Origin of the sequence: Desulfonispora thiosulfatigenes DSM 11270, from assembly GCF_900176035.1 — a bacterium.
Lineage (GTDB): Bacteria > Bacillota > Peptococcia > Peptococcales > Desulfonisporaceae > Desulfonispora > Desulfonispora thiosulfatigenes.
This window is the reverse complement of sequence record NZ_FWWT01000008.1, coordinates 118,113-136,064: the sequence shown is the minus strand read 5'-3', so window position 1 is coordinate 136,064 and position 17,952 is coordinate 118,113. Positions and strand designations below refer to the sequence as shown.

Here is a 17,952-nt window from a genome sequence, read left to right as displayed (position 1 = left end):
TGTATTTATATTGGCAATATGTGAAAATGAAATGTACAATTAAGATAGAACCTACAAATAATGAAGTATTGAGGAGACTTTAGATATGGATAAAATATTAGTTTTAGCTGAAAAACCTTCGGTTGGAAGAGATTTAGCTAGAGTTTTAAATTGTCATAAAAAAGGAAATGGGTATTTAGAAGGTAATAAACATATAGTTACATGGGCTCTGGGTCATTTAGTTACTTTAGCTGATCCAGAAAGTTATGGAGAAAAATATGCTTCCTGGAAAATAGAAGATTTACCTATGTTACCGTCGGACTTAAAGCTTGTTGTTATTAAAAAAACAGGCAAGCAGTTTACTGCAGTTGCAGCACAAATGAAAAGAAAAGATGTAAAAGAAATAGTTATAGCAACTGATGCGGGGCGTGAGGGAGAGCTTGTTGCTAGATGGATAATAGAAAAGGCAGGGGTAAAGAAACCACTTAAACGTCTATGGATTTCTTCTGTTACGGATAAAGCAATAAAAGATGGTTTTAATAAACTTAAAAATGGCAAGGAGTATGAAAACTTATATGCCTCCGCAATATCGAGGGCTGAAGCAGACTGGATAGTAGGAATTAATGCAACGAGGGCTTTAACTTGTAAGCATAATGCCCAGCTTTCTTGTGGGAGAGTACAATCACCTACGCTAGCAATAATAAATACCAGGGAAGAGGAAATTAAAAATTTTAAACCAAGGAAATTTTATGGTCTATTAGCTAAGGGCGAAAATTTTAATTTAACCTGGCAGAATAAAGAAAATGGGGATATTAAAACCTTTGACGAAGCTAAATGTGATCAATTATTAGCAAGTTTAAAAAATAAAAATGCCGAGATAATAGAAGTTACTAAAAATTATAAAAAACTTATGCACCTAGATTATATGATTTAACAGAGTTACAAAGAGATGCCAATAAATTCTTCGGCTTTTCGGCAAAAGAAACCCTTTCTATAATGCAAAAATTATATGAACAGCATAAGTTATTAACTTATCCAAGAACAGACTCCCGTTATCTTACAGCGGATATTGTGTCTACTTTACTCGAGCGAGTTAAGGCATGTGGCGTTTTAGAATATTCCAAATTTGCTTTTAAAATCTTAAAAGAGCCGATCAAAGCTAGTAAGTCTTTTGTCGATGATAGCAAGGTATCCGATCATCACGCCATTATTCCGACAGAACAAGTGGTTGTGCCGGGTATCTTAAATAATGATGAACGCAAGATTTATGATTTAGTAATTAAAAGATTTTTTGCCGTATTATACCCACCTTTTGAATATGAAGAAACAGTTATTAAAGCCACTATCGGAGCAGAGACCTTTATGGCTAAGGGCAAAAATGTGCTTAAGGAAGGCTGGAAAGAGGTATATAAAAAAGGTGAAATCGAAGAAAAGGCAGACGATTACGGAGAACAAAGGCTCCCAAAGATAGAAAAGGGCGATATTTTTAAAATTAAAAGTCTTACTAAAACTCAAGGAGAAACTAAGCCGCCAGCATATTTTGACGAAGGGAATTTGCTTTCAGCGATGGAAAATCCCAAGAAATATATGTCCACAGAAAGTAAGGATTTAATTAAAACTATCGGCGAAACTGGAGGGCTTGGAACAGTAGCTACAAGGGCGGATATTATTGAAAAATTATTTAATAGCTTTTTAATCGAAAAAAGGGGTAAGTCTATTCATATAACCTCTAAAGGTAAGCAGCTTTTAGAATTAGTTCCAGAAGGTTTAAAAACCCCTGCTTTAACTGCAGAGTGGGAACAAAAACTAGATTTAATTGCTAAAGGAAAATTAAGTAAAAATAACTTTATTACTGAAATGAAAGATTATACTAAGCAGGCCGTGAAAGAAATTAAAAATAGTGAGCAAAAATTTAAACATGATAATATTACAAGAACCAAATGTCCTGAGTGTGGTAAACCTATGCTTGAGGTTAATGGTAAAAGAGGTAAAATGTTAGTTTGCCAGGATAGAGAATGTGGCTTTAAAAAAGGGATAAGCCAAGTAACAAATGCTAGGTGTCCAAACTGTCGTAAAAAACTTGAACTTAGAGGTGAAGGTCAAGGAAAGATATTTGTGTGTCCATGTGGTTATAAAGAAAAACTAGATATTTTTAATGAAAGAAAGAAAAAAGAGGCAAATACAAAGGTGTCCAAAAAAGATGTTTCTAAGTATCTTCATAAGCAAGAAGAGGAGTTAGCAAATCCAGCGTTGGCTGAGGCCCTTGCTAAACTTAAATTAGATTAAATAAAACAAAGTAAAATAAAATACCCCGGTTTATAACACATTGTATAATAAATATAGCAGAAAGGAATGTAAGATGTGAAAGTATTAATTGATCAACACGTTCACACGGATTTTTCACCAGATAGTAATACCTCAATGGAAAACATGGTCAAAAGAGCCATAGAATTAGGTTTAAAAGAAATAACCTTTACAGATCATGTTGATTACGATTATCCCGACATAGATGGAGTTTTATTTGAAGTTAACTATGATAAGTATATGGAGGAAATGGCAAAATTAAAAAATCGATATCCTGAAATAGAGATTTTAATGGGGGTAGAAGTTGGCTATCAGCCTCATTTAAATGAGCGGATAGATAAATTAATAAAGTCTTATCCTTTTGATTTTGTGATTGGTTCTATTCATATCTGTGATGGCCTAGATTTATATACAGGAGATTTCTTTAAAGGAAAAACGCAAAAAGGAAGCTATCTTCGTTATTTAGAAAATGTAAAAAACTGCGTCCAAAATTTTGATAACTGTGATATTTTTGGACACTTAGATGTAATTATTAGATATGGTGATTTCAAAAATAAAGACTTAAGATATGAAGAATTTCAAGAATCAATTGATGAAATCTTAAAGTTAGTGATTAAAAAAGATAAAGGTATAGAGCTTAATACCTCAGGAATAAGATATAATCTTGCTGATATGCATCCCCAAAAGGGTATTTTAGAAAAGTATCATGATCTAGGGGGGAAGATTCTTACCTTAGGTTCTGATGCTCATAATACACGGGATTTGTGTGCTGGCTTTAAAAATGCGACCCAAGAATTAAAAAACATAGGTTTTACTAAAGTAACAAAGTTTAAAGCAAGAAAACCAAGTTTTATTAGTATTTAAGAAAGAAAATTTAAAAATAGTGTTGACAAAGCAGTAGATTAATATTAATATAAACATGTAATCATTACAAAGTAGAAATCATCACAGGAGGGATATTGCAGAGAAAGGTTGGAATAAATATGACGGATATAGAAAAGTATTTAAAAGAAAATGAAATCAAACCGTCGTACCAGAGAATTAGAATTTATGAGTATTTAATAAAATATAAAAATCATCCCACTGTAGACAACATTTATCAAGAATTAGTGCAAAATATTCCAACATTATCTAAAACAACAGTTTACAATACTCTAAATATATTCTTAGACAAAAAAATAATTCAATTAATAGGTATTGAAGAAAATGAAATGCGCTATGACGCTGACACATCTAATCATGCACATTTTAAATGTAAAACATGTGGCAAGGTTTATGATATATTTCATGATTTTTCAAAGTATCCTATTAAAGAATTAGAAGGTTTTAAAATTTTAGAAGAACAGATGTATTTTAAAGGCATTTGTAAAAAATGTATAAATTAAAACATATAAAATAGGGGGATTTAAAATGAAAAAATTTATTTGTTCAGTATGTGGTTATACTCATGAGGGAAATGAAGCTCCAGAAAAATGTCCACAATGTGGTGTAAGTAAAGACAAATTCAATGAAAAACAAGATAGCGAAAACTTAGCATGGGCTGATGAGCATAAAATTGGCGTAGCTAAAGGATTAGACGAAGAAGTAGTGCAAGGATTAAGAGATAACTTCATGGGTGAATGTACAGAAATTGGAATGTACCTTGCAATGAGCAGACAGGCTGATAGAGAAGGATATCCTGAAGTAGCTGAAGCTTATAAAAGAATCGCTTATGAAGAAGCAGATCATGCTGCAAAGTTTGCTGAGCTTTTAGGTGAAGTAGTAGCTGCTGATACTAAAACAAACCTACAATTAAGAGTAGATGCTGAGCATGGTGCCTGTCAAGGTAAAAAGGATTTAGCTACTAAGGCTAAACAACTTAATTACGATGCTATTCATGATACAGTTCATGAAATGTGCAAAGACGAAGCACGACACGGCCAAGCATTTGCAGGACTTTTAAAGAGATATTTTGGTTAAGAATAATTAGATTTGATATAGCTTAAGACCTTGGTATTACTAGTGTTAATGGAACTAGTGTACCAGGGTTTATTTTTTTGTATTTTTGTTGATTTTATTAAAACTTAAATTTATGTGGGCAAATGGTGGGCAAATTGATTGAATTAGCAATACACCAAAAGTCTGTCTAATAGTTGAGCAATTTTTGGTAAAGAATATGAAGAGTAGAAGGAAAGATAAGAAATAAAGAGAATAAACAATAATAGATAAGAATAAGGGGATAAAAAACGAAAGTGGGTTGTTTATTATGAAAGTAGTTGTTTTTGGTGGAACTGGTTTAGTCGGAAGAAAACTAATTGCGTATTTACTTGATAATGGTCATGAGGTAATGATTGTAAGCAGGAATATAAATAAATCAAAAAATATATTTTCATATGAAGTATCCCATATAGAGTGGGATTATTTTACAAACCTTATCCCTGCAGGTATGGAAGATGCAGATTGTATAATTAATTTAGCTGGAGTATCAATTGCTGATAAAAGATGGAATCAAAAGACGAAGGATGCTATTTTAAAAAGCCGAATTAATGCAACTCGTGCAATAGTTCAATCTATGAAACAAAAGATAATCAATCCTAAGATTTTGATAAATGCATCAGCGGTAGGATATTATGGAGATCGGGGAGATGAAGCACTTACTGAAGAGTCAGCACCAGGAGATGATTTTTTAGCAAATGTCTGTAAAAAGTGGGAGATGGAAGCGCTAGAAGCGCAGGAGTTAGGTGTAAGAGTTGTGTTAATTAGAACGGGTATTGTCTTGGGGGATGGAGGAGTTCTTGATAAAATCACCTTGCCTTATAAGTTTTTTATGGGAGGAACACTAGGTAGTGGCAAACAGTGGTTTTCGTGGGTTCAGGAAGACGACTTAGCTAAGATATATTTGTATTGTCTAGAAAATGAGAGTGTTTCAGGACCTGTGAATGCTACCTCTCTGGAGCCCTTAACAATGAAAGAACTTAATAAGGTTTTAGGTAACGTATTAAAGAAGCCATCTTTTTTATTTATTCCTGGATTTTTAATTAGATTAGTAATGGGTGAAATGGCTGATGTTGTTTTAAAAGGTCAAAGGGCTCTACCACAGAAAATCACTAGGCTGGGGTTTGAATATAAATATCCCCAGATAAAAAAAGCTTTAGAAGAAATTATTCAGAAAAAGAATTGATTAATAATTGTATTATATTGGAATAATAATAAATATAACTACGTATGAGGTGGATGCTGATGAAGCAAGACAACCAATTTTCTTTTAATAAAATATTAATGCTTATTTTTACTGGTATTTTAATCTATTTATTTATAAGTAATTCTGGCATGAGACATGAGACTATAAATGTTTTTAAACCAGTATTAGTAGCTTTTGCTCTTGCGTATTTATTAGATAATATTGTAACTTGGTATGAGAGAACTTTAAGATTAAAAAGGGGTCAAAGTGTTTTAATTACGTGCTTAATCTTATTACTTGTGGGAATTTATGCTACTGCTATCGGGATTCCAAGTTTAATTAATAGTACAAGAAGTTTAGTTAACAATTTTTCTAAGGGAAATATAAATTTTTATTTTTTAGAAAAGTTTTTCATTAATTTAGACAATGATTATATTGTTGCTATTAATCAATTTTTTCGTGAATCTTTAGAAGAAATTTTAATGAAAGTAGGTCAGTCTACGGGTAGCATTTTAAAAGAATTGTTATCTTGGACTTCTAGTATTTTTAATACCATAATTTCACTTGTAATTGCTATTTATATGTTATTAGATAAGCATGATCTGTTAGCAAGACTTAAAAGATTAGTTTATGCATATGCAACTAAAGAGCAGGGGGATGAGGTAGTACGAATTAGTCGAAAAGCTAATGAAATTTTTTCTGGTTTTTTAATTGGAAAAATTATTGATTCAGCAATTATTGGGTTTTTAACTTTTGGTATTTTAGCCGTTTTACAAGTTCCGTATTATTCGCTAATAGGATTAATAATTGGGGTAACGAATATGATACCTTATTTTGGACCTTTTATTGGTGCTATACCAGCTATTTTAATTACCTTAATACATAGTCCCGCCCAGGCCCTTTGGGTAGCAATAGTCATAATTTTAATTCAACAATTTGATGGACTTATTTTAGGACCTTTAATCTTAGGAGATAAGGTTGGTGTCGGGCCATTTTGGATTATTACTGCGGTAACCCTGGGAGGAAGCATTTATGGTGTAGTAGGTATGTTTCTTGGGGTTCCTGTATTGGTATTAGGTAAAACCCTTTTAGAAGAGCTAGTAGATATTCGTTTAAAGGATAAACATATGGAAGATCTAGAAATCGATAAATTAACTCCTGTTAAATCAAAAAAGAAAAAATTACAAAATCTAAGTTTAAAAATAAGTAAAAGAACAAGTTATTAGGCAAATAAATAAGTAAAGACCAAATTAGTAAAAAAGTCAAAGTAATTACATACTTAAAAAGATAACCCATATTTTAGATGGTCTCTGATAATAAATAGTTCTAAGTTTAATTGTCTATTACCAGAGAGCATCGTATTTTAGGGTTGTTTTTATTTGATAATACTTTTTTGAATATTACTAGCGCTAGCGTACTTAACGAGCTTTTCTTCAAGGATATCTAAAGCCTCATTTAAATCTTCTTCTCCACTAAAAGAATTGATAAAAATTAATACTTCTTTGGTATCTAAGGTTATCATGGCTTTTTCAGAATCACTCGTAGGGCTCCCAAAATGACCTTCTTCATCAGAAAATACAGGTAAGTTTTCTAAATTAATAATATCTGATCTACCGATACCTTTATAACTTTCGCCTGCTTTTCCAACAGTTAAAATTATATTGCCCTTTATCTTTTCTAAATCATAAGCACCAAGGGAATAGAAGGTTTGTACTGATACTAAATTAATTATATCGACAATGTTATTAATTTTAAATAACCCTTTGCCTTTTAAGATTCTACGAATTAAGGCATCAGAAGATACCCGATATCGCGAAGGATCTTTACCTAATTTTTTATAGGCACTTCTAGTTTCTTTAAGATGAGGTAATTTATTAATGTCCTCAATCACATACTTATTTTCAAATTCTTTACATAAGGAGTCCATTTCATTTGCTAATAAGCTGTTATTTTCAGTTAAATTTACTTTTGCTTTAAGACAACCCAGTCTGATTTCTGGCCAGATTTCTTTTAATTCAGGCGAAATTTGGATTTGCATATTAATTCTCCTTTGAGTAAGTTAATAAAAAATTTACATAAAAAAGCGAGGTAATTTAATACCTGCGCTTTTAGGATTATAACTTATAATTATTTCTTAAAATACAGGTATAACTGCACCTTCATATTTTTCTTCAATAAACTTCTTCATTTCAGGTGAAGTTAATACTTCAACTAAAGCTTTGATAGAATCACTGTCTTTAGTTTCATTTTTTACTGCAATGATATTGGCAAACGTGTCAGCAGCTAAAGAAGTTTTTTCTTCACTTGCTAAAGCATCTTTAGCAGGGTTTAAGTCAGCATCAATTGCATAATTTCCATTAATAACAGCAAGTGATACATCTTCTAAAGAAGTACTTAAGCTAGCAGCTTCTAACTCTACAATTTGAAAATTTCTTGGATTTTCAATATCTTGAGGTGTAGCATTTAAACCTTTTTCACTATCAACTTTGATAAGACCAGCACTTTCTAATAATAATAAAGCTCTTGCTTCGTTACTAGGATCATTAGGAACAGCGATTTTATCCCCATCTTTAAGTTCTTCTAAAGATTTAAGATTTGCACTATAAATTCCTAAAGGTTCAAAGTGAACTTTCACAGCAGACACTAAATCTAAATTATGAGATTTATTAAAATCCTCAAGGTATGGAAGGTGTTGGAAGTAGTTAGCGTCAATGCTACCTTCATCCAAAGCTGTATTAGGCATTACATAATCAGTAAATTCAGTAACTTTTAACTCATAGCCTTTTTCTTTTAATAATTCCCCTGCTTTTTCTAATATGTCTGCATGAGGGGTAGGGCTAGCACCAACTTTAATAACTTTTGCTCCGTCTGCATTTTCCTTAGGTGCATCTTGGCCCCCGCAACCTACCAAACTTACTGCTAAAAGCAAGATGATAGTGATGGAAATAATTTTCTTGAAATTCATTAATAATCCTCCTTAGCTTTTTCTTATTTTTTGGGAAAGGAATTCCCCGAAAACCTGCATTATTTGTACAAGTACAGTCAGAATTACAATAGAAAACCACATTACATCAGTTTGATGCCGATGATAACCGTAACGAACAGCAATATCTCCTAATCCTCCACCACCAATAGCTCCAGCCATAGCCGAGAAACTTACCAAGGTTACTGCAGTTATTGTTGCTCCTAAAATTAAAGATGGTAAAGACTCAGGTAATAAAACTTTAAAAATAATTTGCATAGGAGAAGCACCCATACTTAAAGCTGCTTCGATTAAACCCCATGAAATCTCTTTAAGAGAACTTTCGACCATTCTTGCTACTAAGGGAATAGCACCTACAGTTAAGGGAACTATTGAGGCAGTAGTATCAATACTTGAACCTACTAACCATCTTGTAAATGGAATAATAGCAACTAATAGAATTATAAAGGGAATTGATCTACCAATATTAATGATAATTCCTAAGATTTTATTAAATGCTGGGAACGGTAATATATGTTTTTCATCAGTTACAACTAATAAAATACCTAAAGGCACTCCAATAATATGTGAAATTATTACTGATGCAAAGAGCATATAAAGAGTTTGCCAAACTCCATCAATGATTAAATTTATATTCGGGATAAAACTAAAAAATTCAAGCATGTTTTAAAACCTCCACACTAACTCCTTTACTTTCAAGAAGTTTTGAAGCTTTTTGTCTTTCGTCATCTGTTCCTTTTATATGTAGAATTAGATGACCAACCGTTGTATCTTGGATTGTTTCTATTTTACCCCATAAAATATTAGGAGATAAGTTTAATTCTTGTTGTAAAATAGCTACTAAAGGTTCTTTTGCGCTAGGTCCTAAAAAGGTTATACTAAGGATAAAACCTAGTAAATCCTTTAATACGCTAGCAGGCAATTTCTTATCATTATGTCCTAAAAAGGTTTGAGTAGTAGGATGCTTAGGATTAGTGAAAATATCTAAAACCCTACCTTTTTCCACAATATGGCCACCTTCAATAACAGCAACTTCATTACATACGGTTTTGATAACTTCCATTTCATGAGTAATTAGAACTATCGTTATTTTGAATTTTTCATTAATTGATTTTAATAATTGTAAAATTGAGTGAGTAGTTTGCGGGTCAAGGGCTGAAGTAGCTTCATCACATAGTAATATATCAGGTTCATTTGCAATTGCACGAGCTATACCCACTCTTTGTTTTTGCCCACCACTAAGCTGAGAAGGATACATATTTGCTTTATCTTCAAGATTAACCAGCTTAAGTAGCTCAGTAGCGCGTTCTAGCCTTTTGTCTTTTGGGATATCAGCTACTTCTAAAGGCAACATAATATTTTCTAGCACAGTACGAGAACTTAAAAGATTAAAATGCTGAAAAATCATTCCTATTTTTTGTCTGATTTTTCTTACTACAGGATTTTTAAGCTTAACTATATCTACATCATTAATTTTAATACTACCCTTAGTTGGTTTTTCTAAAAGGTTAATACATCTAATTAAACTACTTTTACCAGCTCCACTTAAGCCAATAATACCATAAATATCACCTTTTTTAATATCCAAACTAATATTATCAATAGCCTTAACAGAGCCTTTTCCTGTGCCGTAAATTTTAGTTAGTTCATTTATTTTAATCAAATATTACACCTCGAATCATAGATAACAAAAAACCCCTCGCTGTATACGAGAGGTAATAAACTAATATTACTACCATCTCTCAGAGTTTTTCTGCTGGAATTGGCACATTTCTGATTAAATCAGTTGTTGCCGGGTTTCACAGGGCCAGTCCCTCCACCTCTCTTGATGGTTATATGTTATTTGCTTTAAGAAAAATAATAGCATCACTATATTTATCTGTCAATAAGTTTAAGTAGGAAATACAACTAATAAGATTTAAAGCTTTAATTATGTATATTATATTGGTAAAATATTAGTATGTTAAAGTGTGAGTTAGAAATAATAAAGGAGCGAATCTAATGTATAATAATCGTTTAAAAGAACCGTTTATTGATAAATTTATAGAAGCAATATTATTATTAGAAAATACAGAAGAATGTCACCGGTTTTTTGAGGATATTTTGACAATTAGCGAATTAAAGTCAATTGCTCAAAGGTTAGAAGTAGCCAAAATGTTAGATAAAGATAGAACTTATACAGATATTGCTACGGAAACAGGTGCAAGCACCGCTACTATTAGTCGCGTTAAAAAGTGTCTAAATTATGGTGCTGATGGTTATAAACTAATTTTAAATAAAGTTCAGGCAGAAGAAATCCACGAAGAATAAAATTAACTTAACATGTTGATTAGTTTCCTTAATTAAGTAAATAAAGAACAGACTAAGAAGTAGCATAAGCTTAATCTGTTCTTTAGACATAAATTTTAGTATGTTTTTACTCAAAAATACTATAGAATAGATATAAAAAAGCTAATAAAAGAGGCTGGTGCACTAAATAAATTAGTAAGGAATGTCTTCCTAAGTAAGAGATAGCTTCAATATTTAAATTAAGATTAATTATTGACCTTTTTTGCTGGTACAAAATCTTTCCTAAAAACATTCCTAACAGAAATACTCCAAAGTAGGGAAAGAGGGGAAAGTAATCTAAGGATATGTAGTTATCATTAATTAGCCCTAGAGGGAACAATAAATTACTAGACATGGTTATATTTTTAAAGTAATATCCTATTAAAGTAATTAAAAGACCTAAAATCAGTAGTGTATATTTAGATAGTTTAATAAAAAAGGTAGAAAGAAAAATACTTAATCCTAATAAATGCAAAATACCAAATCTAATATATGTCTCGGGATCAAAGATATAAGTTGCAATTGTTATTATTAAGGCAAACCCGAGTATTTTGATACTTCTTTTATAATTGTTTTTACTTAAACTACTACTAATACCTGCTAAAATAATAAAAAGAGTAGAAGATAATTTGCCGAGCAAATAGATAAGACCTCCTTCGTAATTAAGTGAATAATCATAAAATTCTACTAAGTCAAAACATAGGTGATAATAAATCATTAAAACAAGAGCTATTCCACGTAAAAAGTCTATTTCCCATATTCTGTTCATAACTAATATTTTAACCATAAAATGCTCATTATACTAGGATAAATTAGTTTTATTTAATATATAAAAAGCAAAAATAAACTGAAAATTTTAAATTATATATTAACACACCACATAATTTAGAATTATATAATTATTTATGTAATTTTAAGTAAATATAATCATGATTATAGTAAAAAAGTAAAATAATAAGGGGGGATTAAAGGAGTTGATTTAATATAGATATTATTTAGAAAATTACAAAATATTGTAATGAACTTCACAAGACTTATTACTTGTGTGTATAATGAGATAAGTTAAATTTATTTTAATTTTACTAAGGAGTGAATTTTTTAATGGCAAAAGTAATGAAAACTATGGATGGCAATACTGCAGCCGCACATTGTTCATATGCGTTTACAGAAATTGCTTCAATATACCCTATTACACCATCTTCACCAATGGCAGAGTCCGTTGAAGAGTGGAGTTCACAAGGAAAGAAAAATATTTTTGGACAAACAGTAACAGTAACTGAATTACAATCTGAAGCAGGGGCTGCTGGTACTGTACACGGTTCTTTACAAGCTGGTGCTTTAACAACTACTTATACAGCATCTCAAGGTTTATTATTAATGATTCCTAATATGTATAAACTTGCAGGTGAACTTTTACCAGCTGTATTCCACGTAAGTGCTCGTTCATTAGCAACACATGCTCTTAATATCTTTGGAGATCATTCAGACGTTATGGCTTGTCGTCAAACTGGATTTGCTATGCTTGCAACTGGTAGTGTACAAGAAGTAATGGATTTAGGTGGAGTTGCTCACTTAGCAGCAATTAAAGCTAGAATGCCATTTTTACATTTCTTTGATGGTTTTAGAACTTCTCATGAAATTCAAAAAGTAGAAGTAATGGATTACGAACATTTTGACAGATTATTAGATAAAGAAGCAGTTCAAGAATTTAGAGATCGCGCTTTAAATCCAGAGGCACCAGTATTAAGAGGTACGGCTCAAAACCCTGACGTGTTCTTCCAAGGTCGTGAAGTACAAAATAAATTCTATGATGCTGTTCCAGATATCGTAGCAGACTACATGAAAGAAATTAGCGACATTACAGGTAGAGAGTATAAACCATTTAATTATTATGGTGCTCCTGATGCTAAACGTGTTGTTATTGCAATGGGTTCAGTAACTGAATCTTTAGAAGAAACTGTAGACTATTTAGTAGCAAGAGGAGAAAAAGTAGGTATTATTAAAATCCATTTATATCGTCCATTTTCTCCAAAATATTTCTTTGATGTATTACCAGAAACAGTTAAGAAAATTGCTGTTTTAGATAGAACTAAAGAGCCAGGCGCATTAGGCGAACCTTTATTTGAAGAAATTCGTGCTTTATTTTATGGTAGAGAGAATTCTCCATTAATCGTAGGCGGAAGATATGGACTTGGATCTAAAGATGTAACTCCAACTTACCTTAAAGCAGTATTTGAAAACTTAAATGCTGATGAGCCTAAAAACGGATTTACAATCGGAATCAATGATGACGTTACATTTACAAGTTTAAATCCTACAGAGCAAATTAATGTTGCACCTAAAGATATTACAAGCTGTAAGTTCTGGGGCTTTGGTTCTGATGGTACAGTAGGAGCTAACAAAGACGCTATTAAAATTATCGGTGATAACACTGATCTTTATGCACAAGGATATTTTGCATATGACTCTAAAAAATCTGGTGGTATTACTATTTCTCACTTGCGTTTTGGTAAGACACCAATTAGATCAACTTATTTAATTGACCAAGCTGACTATATTGCTTGTCACAAACAGGCTTATATTTATCAATATGATGTTATCGAAGGTTTAAAAGAGGGTGGTACTTTCTTATTAAACTGCAACTGGGATCCTTCTGAAGTAGAAGAGCATTTACCAGCTAGTCTTAAAAAGCACTTAGCTGAAAAGAAAGCAAACTTCTACATTATTAATGCAATTGATATTGCAGCAGAAGTAGGACTTGGTCATAGAACAAATATGGTTACTCAATCTGCATTCTTTAAATTAGCTAATGTTATTCCTTATGATGAGGCAGTAGGCTATATTAAAACGGCAATTAAAAAGACTTATGGTAAAAAAGGTGACGCAATTGTTAACATGAACAATGCAGCTGTTGACCGTGCGGCAGAAGCTTTAGTTAAAATAGATGTTCCGATTACTTGGACTCAAATAAATGTTTTAGATGAAGTAGCAGCAACTACTGATGTTCCTGAGTTTGTTAAAAATGTTATTGAGCCAATGAATCAACAACAGGGGGATAAATTACCAGTAAGTACATTTATAGGTATGGAAGATGGTACATTCCCACAAGCTACAGCTAAATATGAAAAACGTGGAATAGCTATTAAGGTACCTGAATGGGTAGTGGACAATTGTATCCAATGTAATCAATGTGCTCTAGTATGTCCACATGCAGCTATTAGACCATTCTTATTAAATGAAGAAGACGTAAAAAATGCGCCTGAAAATTTACAAACTAAAAAAGCTATTGGTAAACAATTTGAAGGTTTAGAATTCCGTATCCAAGTAAGTCCTTATGACTGTGCTGGCTGTGGAAGTTGTGCTGATGTTTGCCCAGCTAAAGAAAAAGCATTAGTGATGAAAAATCTTGATGTTGTAGCTGAAACTGAAGCTGATAACTGGAATTACCTTGAAAATTCTGTTGATTACAAAGATAACTTAATGAGTAAAGACTCTGTAAAAGGTAGCCAATTTGCACAACCTTTATTTGAATTCTCTGGTGCTTGTGCGGGTTGTGGAGAGACACCTTATGCAAAATTAATCACTCAATTATTTGGTGATAGAATGATGATTGCAAATGCTACAGGTTGTTCATCAATTTGGGGTGGATCAGCTCCAAGTATGCCATATTGCACAAATAAAGAAGGTAAAGGACCTGCTTGGGCTAACTCATTATTTGAAGATAATGCAGAATTTGGTTATGGTATGTTAATGGGTTCTAGAAAGAACAGAGAAAGAATTGCGATGGTAATGGAACAAGCAATTGAAGCTAACATATCAGCTGAATTAACAGAAGCAATGAAGGAATGGATTGCAAATAAAGATAATGGCGAAGCTTCTAAAGAAGCGACAGCTAAATTATTACCTTTATTAGAGCAAGAAGATCATGAACTAGTTAAAGAAATTTTAAAAGGTAAAAACTATCTAATCAAGCAATCTCAATGGATCTTTGGTGGAGACGGCTGGTCTTATGACATCGGATTTGGTGGTGTAGACCACGTATTAGCTTCTGGTGAAGACATTAATATTTTCGTATTTGATACAGAAGTTTACTCTAATACTGGTGGTCAGGCAGCAAAATCTACTCCAACTGGAGCAGTTGCTAAATTTGCAGCTTCTGGTAAAAAGATTAAGAAGAAAGACTTAGGTATGATTGCAGCAACTTATGGTTATGTTTATGTTGCACAAATAGCAATGGGTGCAAATATGAATCAAACTTTAAAAGCTATTAAAGAAGCTGAAAGCTATCCAGGTCCATCTTTAATTATTGCTTATGCTCCATGTGTAAATCATGGTATTAGAAAAGGTATGGGTAAATCAATGCAACAAATGAAAGATGCTGTTGACAGTGGATACTGGCATTTATGGAGATTCAACCCTCTTCTTGAAGAAGAAGGAAAGAACCCATTTGTCCTTGATTCAAAAGAGCCAACAGGTAGCTTCAGAGACTTTATCATGGGAGAAGTTCGTTATACATCTTTATTAAAAGCATATCCAGATCATGCTGAAGATTTATTTGTTCAAACAGAAAAGAATGCTTTAGCAAGATACGAAGGATATAAAAAGAAAGCAGCTCAATAATATAAATATATAAAAAGCAGGTAGGATTAATTTCCTTCCTGCTTTTTTTGCAAGCATTTTGCCCCTATTTGAATAAAATAGATAGAAAGTTATTTTAAAATAGGAGGTAAAATTTATGGATAAATCTAGATTTCCAGTTAATACAACTACTATGCGTCTAGTTAGGCCAAGAATGGATATATATTATCCAGTAGTTCATGATTATAATATTAATCCTTATGTAGCGCAAAGGGTAAATACTACAATTGCAAATAAGGTGCATGAAATGAATGTAAAGCAAGGATTTTACGAAAATCCTCAAACAGAAGTATCGGGATTCTATGAAATTAAAAATAATCAAAGATCAATTTTAAGTATTTCTTTAGGTAATTATGCATATTCAGGGGGAGCCCATGGACTTACCCTTATGGATTCTTTAACCTTTAACATGCAAACAGGTCAAAAATATGAGCTTAAGGATTTATTTAAAAAAGGAAGTAATTATGTTCAGGTTTTATCTGATATTATTAAAAAGCAAATCGAACAAAGAGATATATCTTTATTTGAAGAATTTACTGGAATAAAAAGAAATCAAGAATTTTATATAGCTGATAAATCATTAGTTATTTATTTTCAATTATATGAATTAACTGCCTATGCCTATGGAATACCTTACTTCCCAATTTCAATATATGAAATTGAAGATATTATTGATGAAGAAGGTCCATTAGGTATGATGTTTGGATCCTTTTAAAATAACCTAGAAATATGTATGGAAGACTCCTATTTGTGGAATAATACTGATAAAAAGCAATCATAAAAAAAGGTGTGTGATGATTATAAACTTTAAACGTGTGCCTAAACATATCGGTATTATTCCTGATGGGAATCGGAGATGGGCTTTAAATAATGGCTTTAATAAACAAGATGGGTATGATTATGGTATTGATCCAGGTTTTAAGCTTTATGAATTGTGCCTTGAGTTAGGCGTGGAGGAATTAACCTTATATGGGTTTACTCAAGATAATACTAAAAGACCTGCTATTCAAACTAAAGCATTTCAAAAAGCTTGCGTAGATGCAGTAGAAAAATTAGCCAATAGGGATGCTGATTTATTAGTTGTGGGGAACACATCTTCGCCTTTATTTCCTAAAGAACTAATTCCTTATACTAAAAGAGTTAAGTTTGGCAAAGGATTAATTAAAGTTAATTTTCTAGTGAATTACGGTTGGAACTGGGATTTAAACTATACTTTGAAAAACAAGGCTTTTGAAGGAGATTGGAGTCATGATTCTTTAATAAAGAGTATTGCATCTTCTGATATCTCACGTATGGACTTAATTGTACGCTGGGGAGGGAGAAGAAGATTAAGTGGTTTTTTACCTGTACAATCTATCTATGCTGATTTTTTTATAGTAGATGATTTATGGCCAGATTTTAAGCCAGAACAATTTTATAACGCACTTAATTGGTATCAAGATCAAGATATTACCTTGGGTGGATAAACAACTATTTACCCGATTAATATAATAAGTTAAAATGAACATATGTAAATATACTATAATAAAAGGGGTAAGGTTATGAGCGGTCAAGATTTCTTACAATTTAAAAATTGGGCTGTTTGTGGAGACGTTTTAAATGAAAACAAATATGCCTATAAAATTACTAAAAAGCTAGAGGAGCATGGATATAATGTGTTTAAAGTAAATCCACGCACTAAAAAGGAAGAAGTTTATACATCTTTTGATGATATTACCGAAAAGGTAGATGCAATAGACCTATGTATTCATCCGAAAATAGGCATTAACTTAGTAAAAGAAGCTAAAGAACTTAATATTAATAAAATCTTAATTCAACCAGGAGCTGAAAGTGAAGAAATTCTGAATTTTTGCCAGGAAAATGATATAATGGCCTTAGAGGGATGTGTATTAGTTGAATTAAGCAAAAAATTCCCGAAGGATGTATAATTAAAGTTGTACATAGTAAATATAATTGAATTCAGAGGTAAATATTATGAACCAATTATTTTTAGTAGCCATACCTACAGGTCCTGTTTTAGAATTAGCTAAAGATTTACGCGAAAAAATAAATAATGAATTTCATCTCTATTCATGGATAGAACCTTCTTTGCATGCAACCATTGAAGTTCTAAAAATAGAAAATAACGAAGATTTAAAAGAATGTGAACAAATTATTAGTAGCATTGTAGATAAATTTAAATCTTTTACATTAGAAGTAAAAGGATTTGAATTTTTTCCTCCACCACATAAAGCAATTACTTTAGCAATAAGGGATAATTATTTTATTGAAAACTTATCTTATTTAATCCATGAACAACTACAGGCAAAGGGACTCACTAGCCGTGAAAATTTTAGTGGTTGGAAGTTTCATATTACGATAGCAGGAGTTTTTGGGGCTGATAGAGAGTGGAGTGAAGAAGAGTTTTATAGAGCTTCAGAGATGGTTAATGATATATCTGTACAGGGCAGGTGTGTTATCGAGCGATTAGAATTATGGCGACCTATAATTTCCTCTGAGAAAAAAATCATCCAAACCTTTAATTTAAAAAGGGCAGCTGATACAGAAGAATAGTAAACAA

The 17,952-nt window shown here is 31.8% G+C and carries 16 protein-coding genes, 1 pseudogene and 1 riboswitch; of the genes and pseudogenes, 12 read left to right on the top strand and 5 right to left on the bottom strand.

From position 1 onward, the window contains the following. Positions 1–85 precede the first annotated feature (85 nt). The 6 genes and pseudogenes from B8965_RS02450 to B8965_RS02425 all read left to right on the top strand — a co-directional run bounded on the left by B8965_RS02450 (position 86) and on the right by B8965_RS02425 (position 6,669). Positions 86–2,265: pseudogene (locus tag B8965_RS02450) on the top strand (DNA topoisomerase III). A gap of 75 nt (positions 2,266–2,340) precedes the next feature. Further along, a complete protein-coding gene (locus B8965_RS02445) occupies positions 2,341–3,147 on the top strand; it encodes a histidinol-phosphatase HisJ family protein (protein WP_084052283.1) in 807 nt (268 codons plus the stop codon). Between the two features lie 95 nt (positions 3,148–3,242). Beyond that, a complete protein-coding gene (locus B8965_RS02440; protein ID WP_242941911.1) occupies positions 3,243–3,668 on the top strand; it encodes a Fur family transcriptional regulator in 426 nt (141 codons plus the stop codon). A gap of 25 nt (positions 3,669–3,693) precedes the next feature. Beyond that, the gene (locus B8965_RS02435) at positions 3,694–4,242 is read left to right on the top strand and encodes an NADH peroxidase (RefSeq protein ID WP_084052282.1); all 549 of its coding nucleotides are present in this window, start codon (positions 3,694–3,696) and stop codon (positions 4,240–4,242) included. A 286-nt stretch (positions 4,243–4,528) separates the two neighbouring features. Further along, the gene (locus B8965_RS02430) at positions 4,529–5,443 is read left to right on the top strand and encodes a TIGR01777 family oxidoreductase (protein ID WP_084052281.1); all 915 of its coding nucleotides are present in this window, start codon (positions 4,529–4,531) and stop codon (positions 5,441–5,443) included. A gap of 59 nt (positions 5,444–5,502) precedes the next feature. Beyond that, positions 5,503–6,669 carry an AI-2E family transporter gene (locus B8965_RS02425; protein WP_159446251.1) on the top strand — a complete coding sequence of 389 codons (1,167 nt, stop codon included), beginning with the start codon at positions 5,503–5,505 and terminating at the stop codon, positions 6,667–6,669. A 149-nt stretch (positions 6,670–6,818) separates the two neighbouring features. Here B8965_RS02425 and B8965_RS02420 read toward each other — a convergent pair whose 3' ends face one another. From B8965_RS02420 to B8965_RS02405, 4 genes are all read right to left on the bottom strand, one after another. After that, complete coding sequence (locus B8965_RS02420) at positions 6,819–7,481, bottom strand: B3/B4 domain-containing protein (protein WP_084052279.1); 663 nt, start codon at positions 7,479–7,481, stop codon at positions 6,819–6,821. Positions 7,482–7,577: 96 nt separating this feature from the next. Continuing rightward, positions 7,578–8,408 (bottom strand): MetQ/NlpA family ABC transporter substrate-binding protein, encoded by an 831-nt coding sequence (locus B8965_RS02415; RefSeq protein ID WP_084052278.1) that lies wholly within the window; start codon positions 8,406–8,408, stop codon positions 7,578–7,580. 12 nt (positions 8,409–8,420) lie between these two features. Next, positions 8,421–9,089, bottom strand: coding sequence for a methionine ABC transporter permease (locus B8965_RS02410; protein ID WP_084052277.1), 669 nt, complete (start codon positions 9,087–9,089; stop codon positions 8,421–8,423). Next, entirely contained in the window at positions 9,082–10,089 is a 1,008-nt protein-coding gene (locus B8965_RS02405) for a methionine ABC transporter ATP-binding protein (RefSeq protein ID WP_084052276.1), read from the bottom strand. The genes B8965_RS02410 and B8965_RS02405 overlap by 8 nt, the downstream gene beginning before the upstream one ends. A 69-nt stretch (positions 10,090–10,158) precedes the next feature. Further along, positions 10,159–10,261: riboswitch (SAM riboswitch) on the bottom strand. A gap of 166 nt (positions 10,262–10,427) precedes the next feature. Here B8965_RS02405 and B8965_RS02400 point away from each other — a divergent pair. Further along, positions 10,428–10,736 (top strand): YerC/YecD family TrpR-related protein, encoded by a 309-nt coding sequence (locus tag B8965_RS02400; protein WP_084052275.1) that lies wholly within the window; start codon positions 10,428–10,430, stop codon positions 10,734–10,736. A gap of 106 nt (positions 10,737–10,842) precedes the next feature. On the opposite strand, the gene B8965_RS02395 is transcribed toward B8965_RS02400, so the two are convergent. Beyond that, positions 10,843–11,523, bottom strand: coding sequence for a heparan-alpha-glucosaminide N-acetyltransferase (locus B8965_RS02395; RefSeq protein ID WP_159446250.1), 681 nt, complete (start codon positions 11,521–11,523; stop codon positions 10,843–10,845). Positions 11,524–11,855: 332 nt separating this feature from the next. Here B8965_RS02395 and nifJ point away from each other — a divergent pair, with 332 nt between their 5' ends. The 5 genes from nifJ (at position 11,856) to B8965_RS02370 (ending at position 17,945) form a co-directional block, all read left to right on the top strand. Then, positions 11,856–15,374, top strand: a complete 3,519-nt coding sequence (gene nifJ / locus B8965_RS02390) for a pyruvate:ferredoxin (flavodoxin) oxidoreductase (RefSeq protein WP_084052273.1) — start codon at positions 11,856–11,858, stop codon at positions 15,372–15,374. Between the two features lie 115 nt (positions 15,375–15,489). Beyond that, the gene (locus B8965_RS02385; protein WP_084052272.1) at positions 15,490–16,107 is read left to right on the top strand and encodes a DUF3298 and DUF4163 domain-containing protein; all 618 of its coding nucleotides are present in this window, start codon (positions 15,490–15,492) and stop codon (positions 16,105–16,107) included. Positions 16,108–16,186: 79 nt separating this feature from the next. Beyond that, positions 16,187–16,858 (top strand): undecaprenyl diphosphate synthase family protein, encoded by a 672-nt coding sequence (locus B8965_RS02380; protein WP_084052271.1) that lies wholly within the window; start codon positions 16,187–16,189, stop codon positions 16,856–16,858. Between the two features lie 75 nt (positions 16,859–16,933). Next, complete coding sequence (locus B8965_RS02375; protein ID WP_084052270.1) at positions 16,934–17,320, top strand: CoA-binding protein; 387 nt, start codon at positions 16,934–16,936, stop codon at positions 17,318–17,320. A 46-nt stretch (positions 17,321–17,366) separates the two neighbouring features. Further along, positions 17,367–17,945 (top strand): 2'-5' RNA ligase family protein, encoded by a 579-nt coding sequence (locus B8965_RS02370; RefSeq protein ID WP_084052269.1) that lies wholly within the window; start codon positions 17,367–17,369, stop codon positions 17,943–17,945. Positions 17,946–17,952: the final 7 nt, after the last annotated feature.

Bases quoted from the DNA above. Each gene is read 5' to 3' on its own strand.
- B8965_RS02435 (WP_084052282.1), top strand. From the start codon at position 3,694: ATGAAAAAATTTATTTGTTCAGTATGTGGTTATACTCATGAGGGAAAT.
- B8965_RS02430 (WP_084052281.1), top strand. From the start codon at position 4,529: ATGAAAGTAGTTGTTTTTGGTGGAACTGGTTTAGTCGGAAGAAAACTA.
- B8965_RS02425 (WP_159446251.1), top strand. From the start codon at position 5,503: ATGAAGCAAGACAACCAATTTTCTTTTAATAAAATATTAATGCTTATT.
- B8965_RS02420 (WP_084052279.1), bottom strand. From the start codon at position 7,481: ATGCAAATCCAAATTTCGCCTGAATTAAAAGAAATCTGGCCAGAAATC.
- B8965_RS02415 (WP_084052278.1), bottom strand. From the start codon at position 8,408: ATGAATTTCAAGAAAATTATTTCCATCACTATCATCTTGCTTTTAGCA.
- B8965_RS02410 (WP_084052277.1), bottom strand. From the start codon at position 9,089: ATGCTTGAATTTTTTAGTTTTATCCCGAATATAAATTTAATCATTGAT.
- B8965_RS02400 (WP_084052275.1), top strand. From the start codon at position 10,428: ATGTATAATAATCGTTTAAAAGAACCGTTTATTGATAAATTTATAGAA.
- B8965_RS02395 (WP_159446250.1), bottom strand. From the start codon at position 11,523: ATGAACAGAATATGGGAAATAGACTTTTTACGTGGAATAGCTCTTGTT.
- nifJ (WP_084052273.1), top strand. From the start codon at position 11,856: ATGGCAAAAGTAATGAAAACTATGGATGGCAATACTGCAGCCGCACAT.
- B8965_RS02385 (WP_084052272.1), top strand. From the start codon at position 15,490: ATGGATAAATCTAGATTTCCAGTTAATACAACTACTATGCGTCTAGTT.
- B8965_RS02380 (WP_084052271.1), top strand. From the start codon at position 16,187: ATGATTATAAACTTTAAACGTGTGCCTAAACATATCGGTATTATTCCT.
- B8965_RS02375 (WP_084052270.1), top strand. From the start codon at position 16,934: ATGAGCGGTCAAGATTTCTTACAATTTAAAAATTGGGCTGTTTGTGGA.
- B8965_RS02370 (WP_084052269.1), top strand. From the start codon at position 17,367: ATGAACCAATTATTTTTAGTAGCCATACCTACAGGTCCTGTTTTAGAA.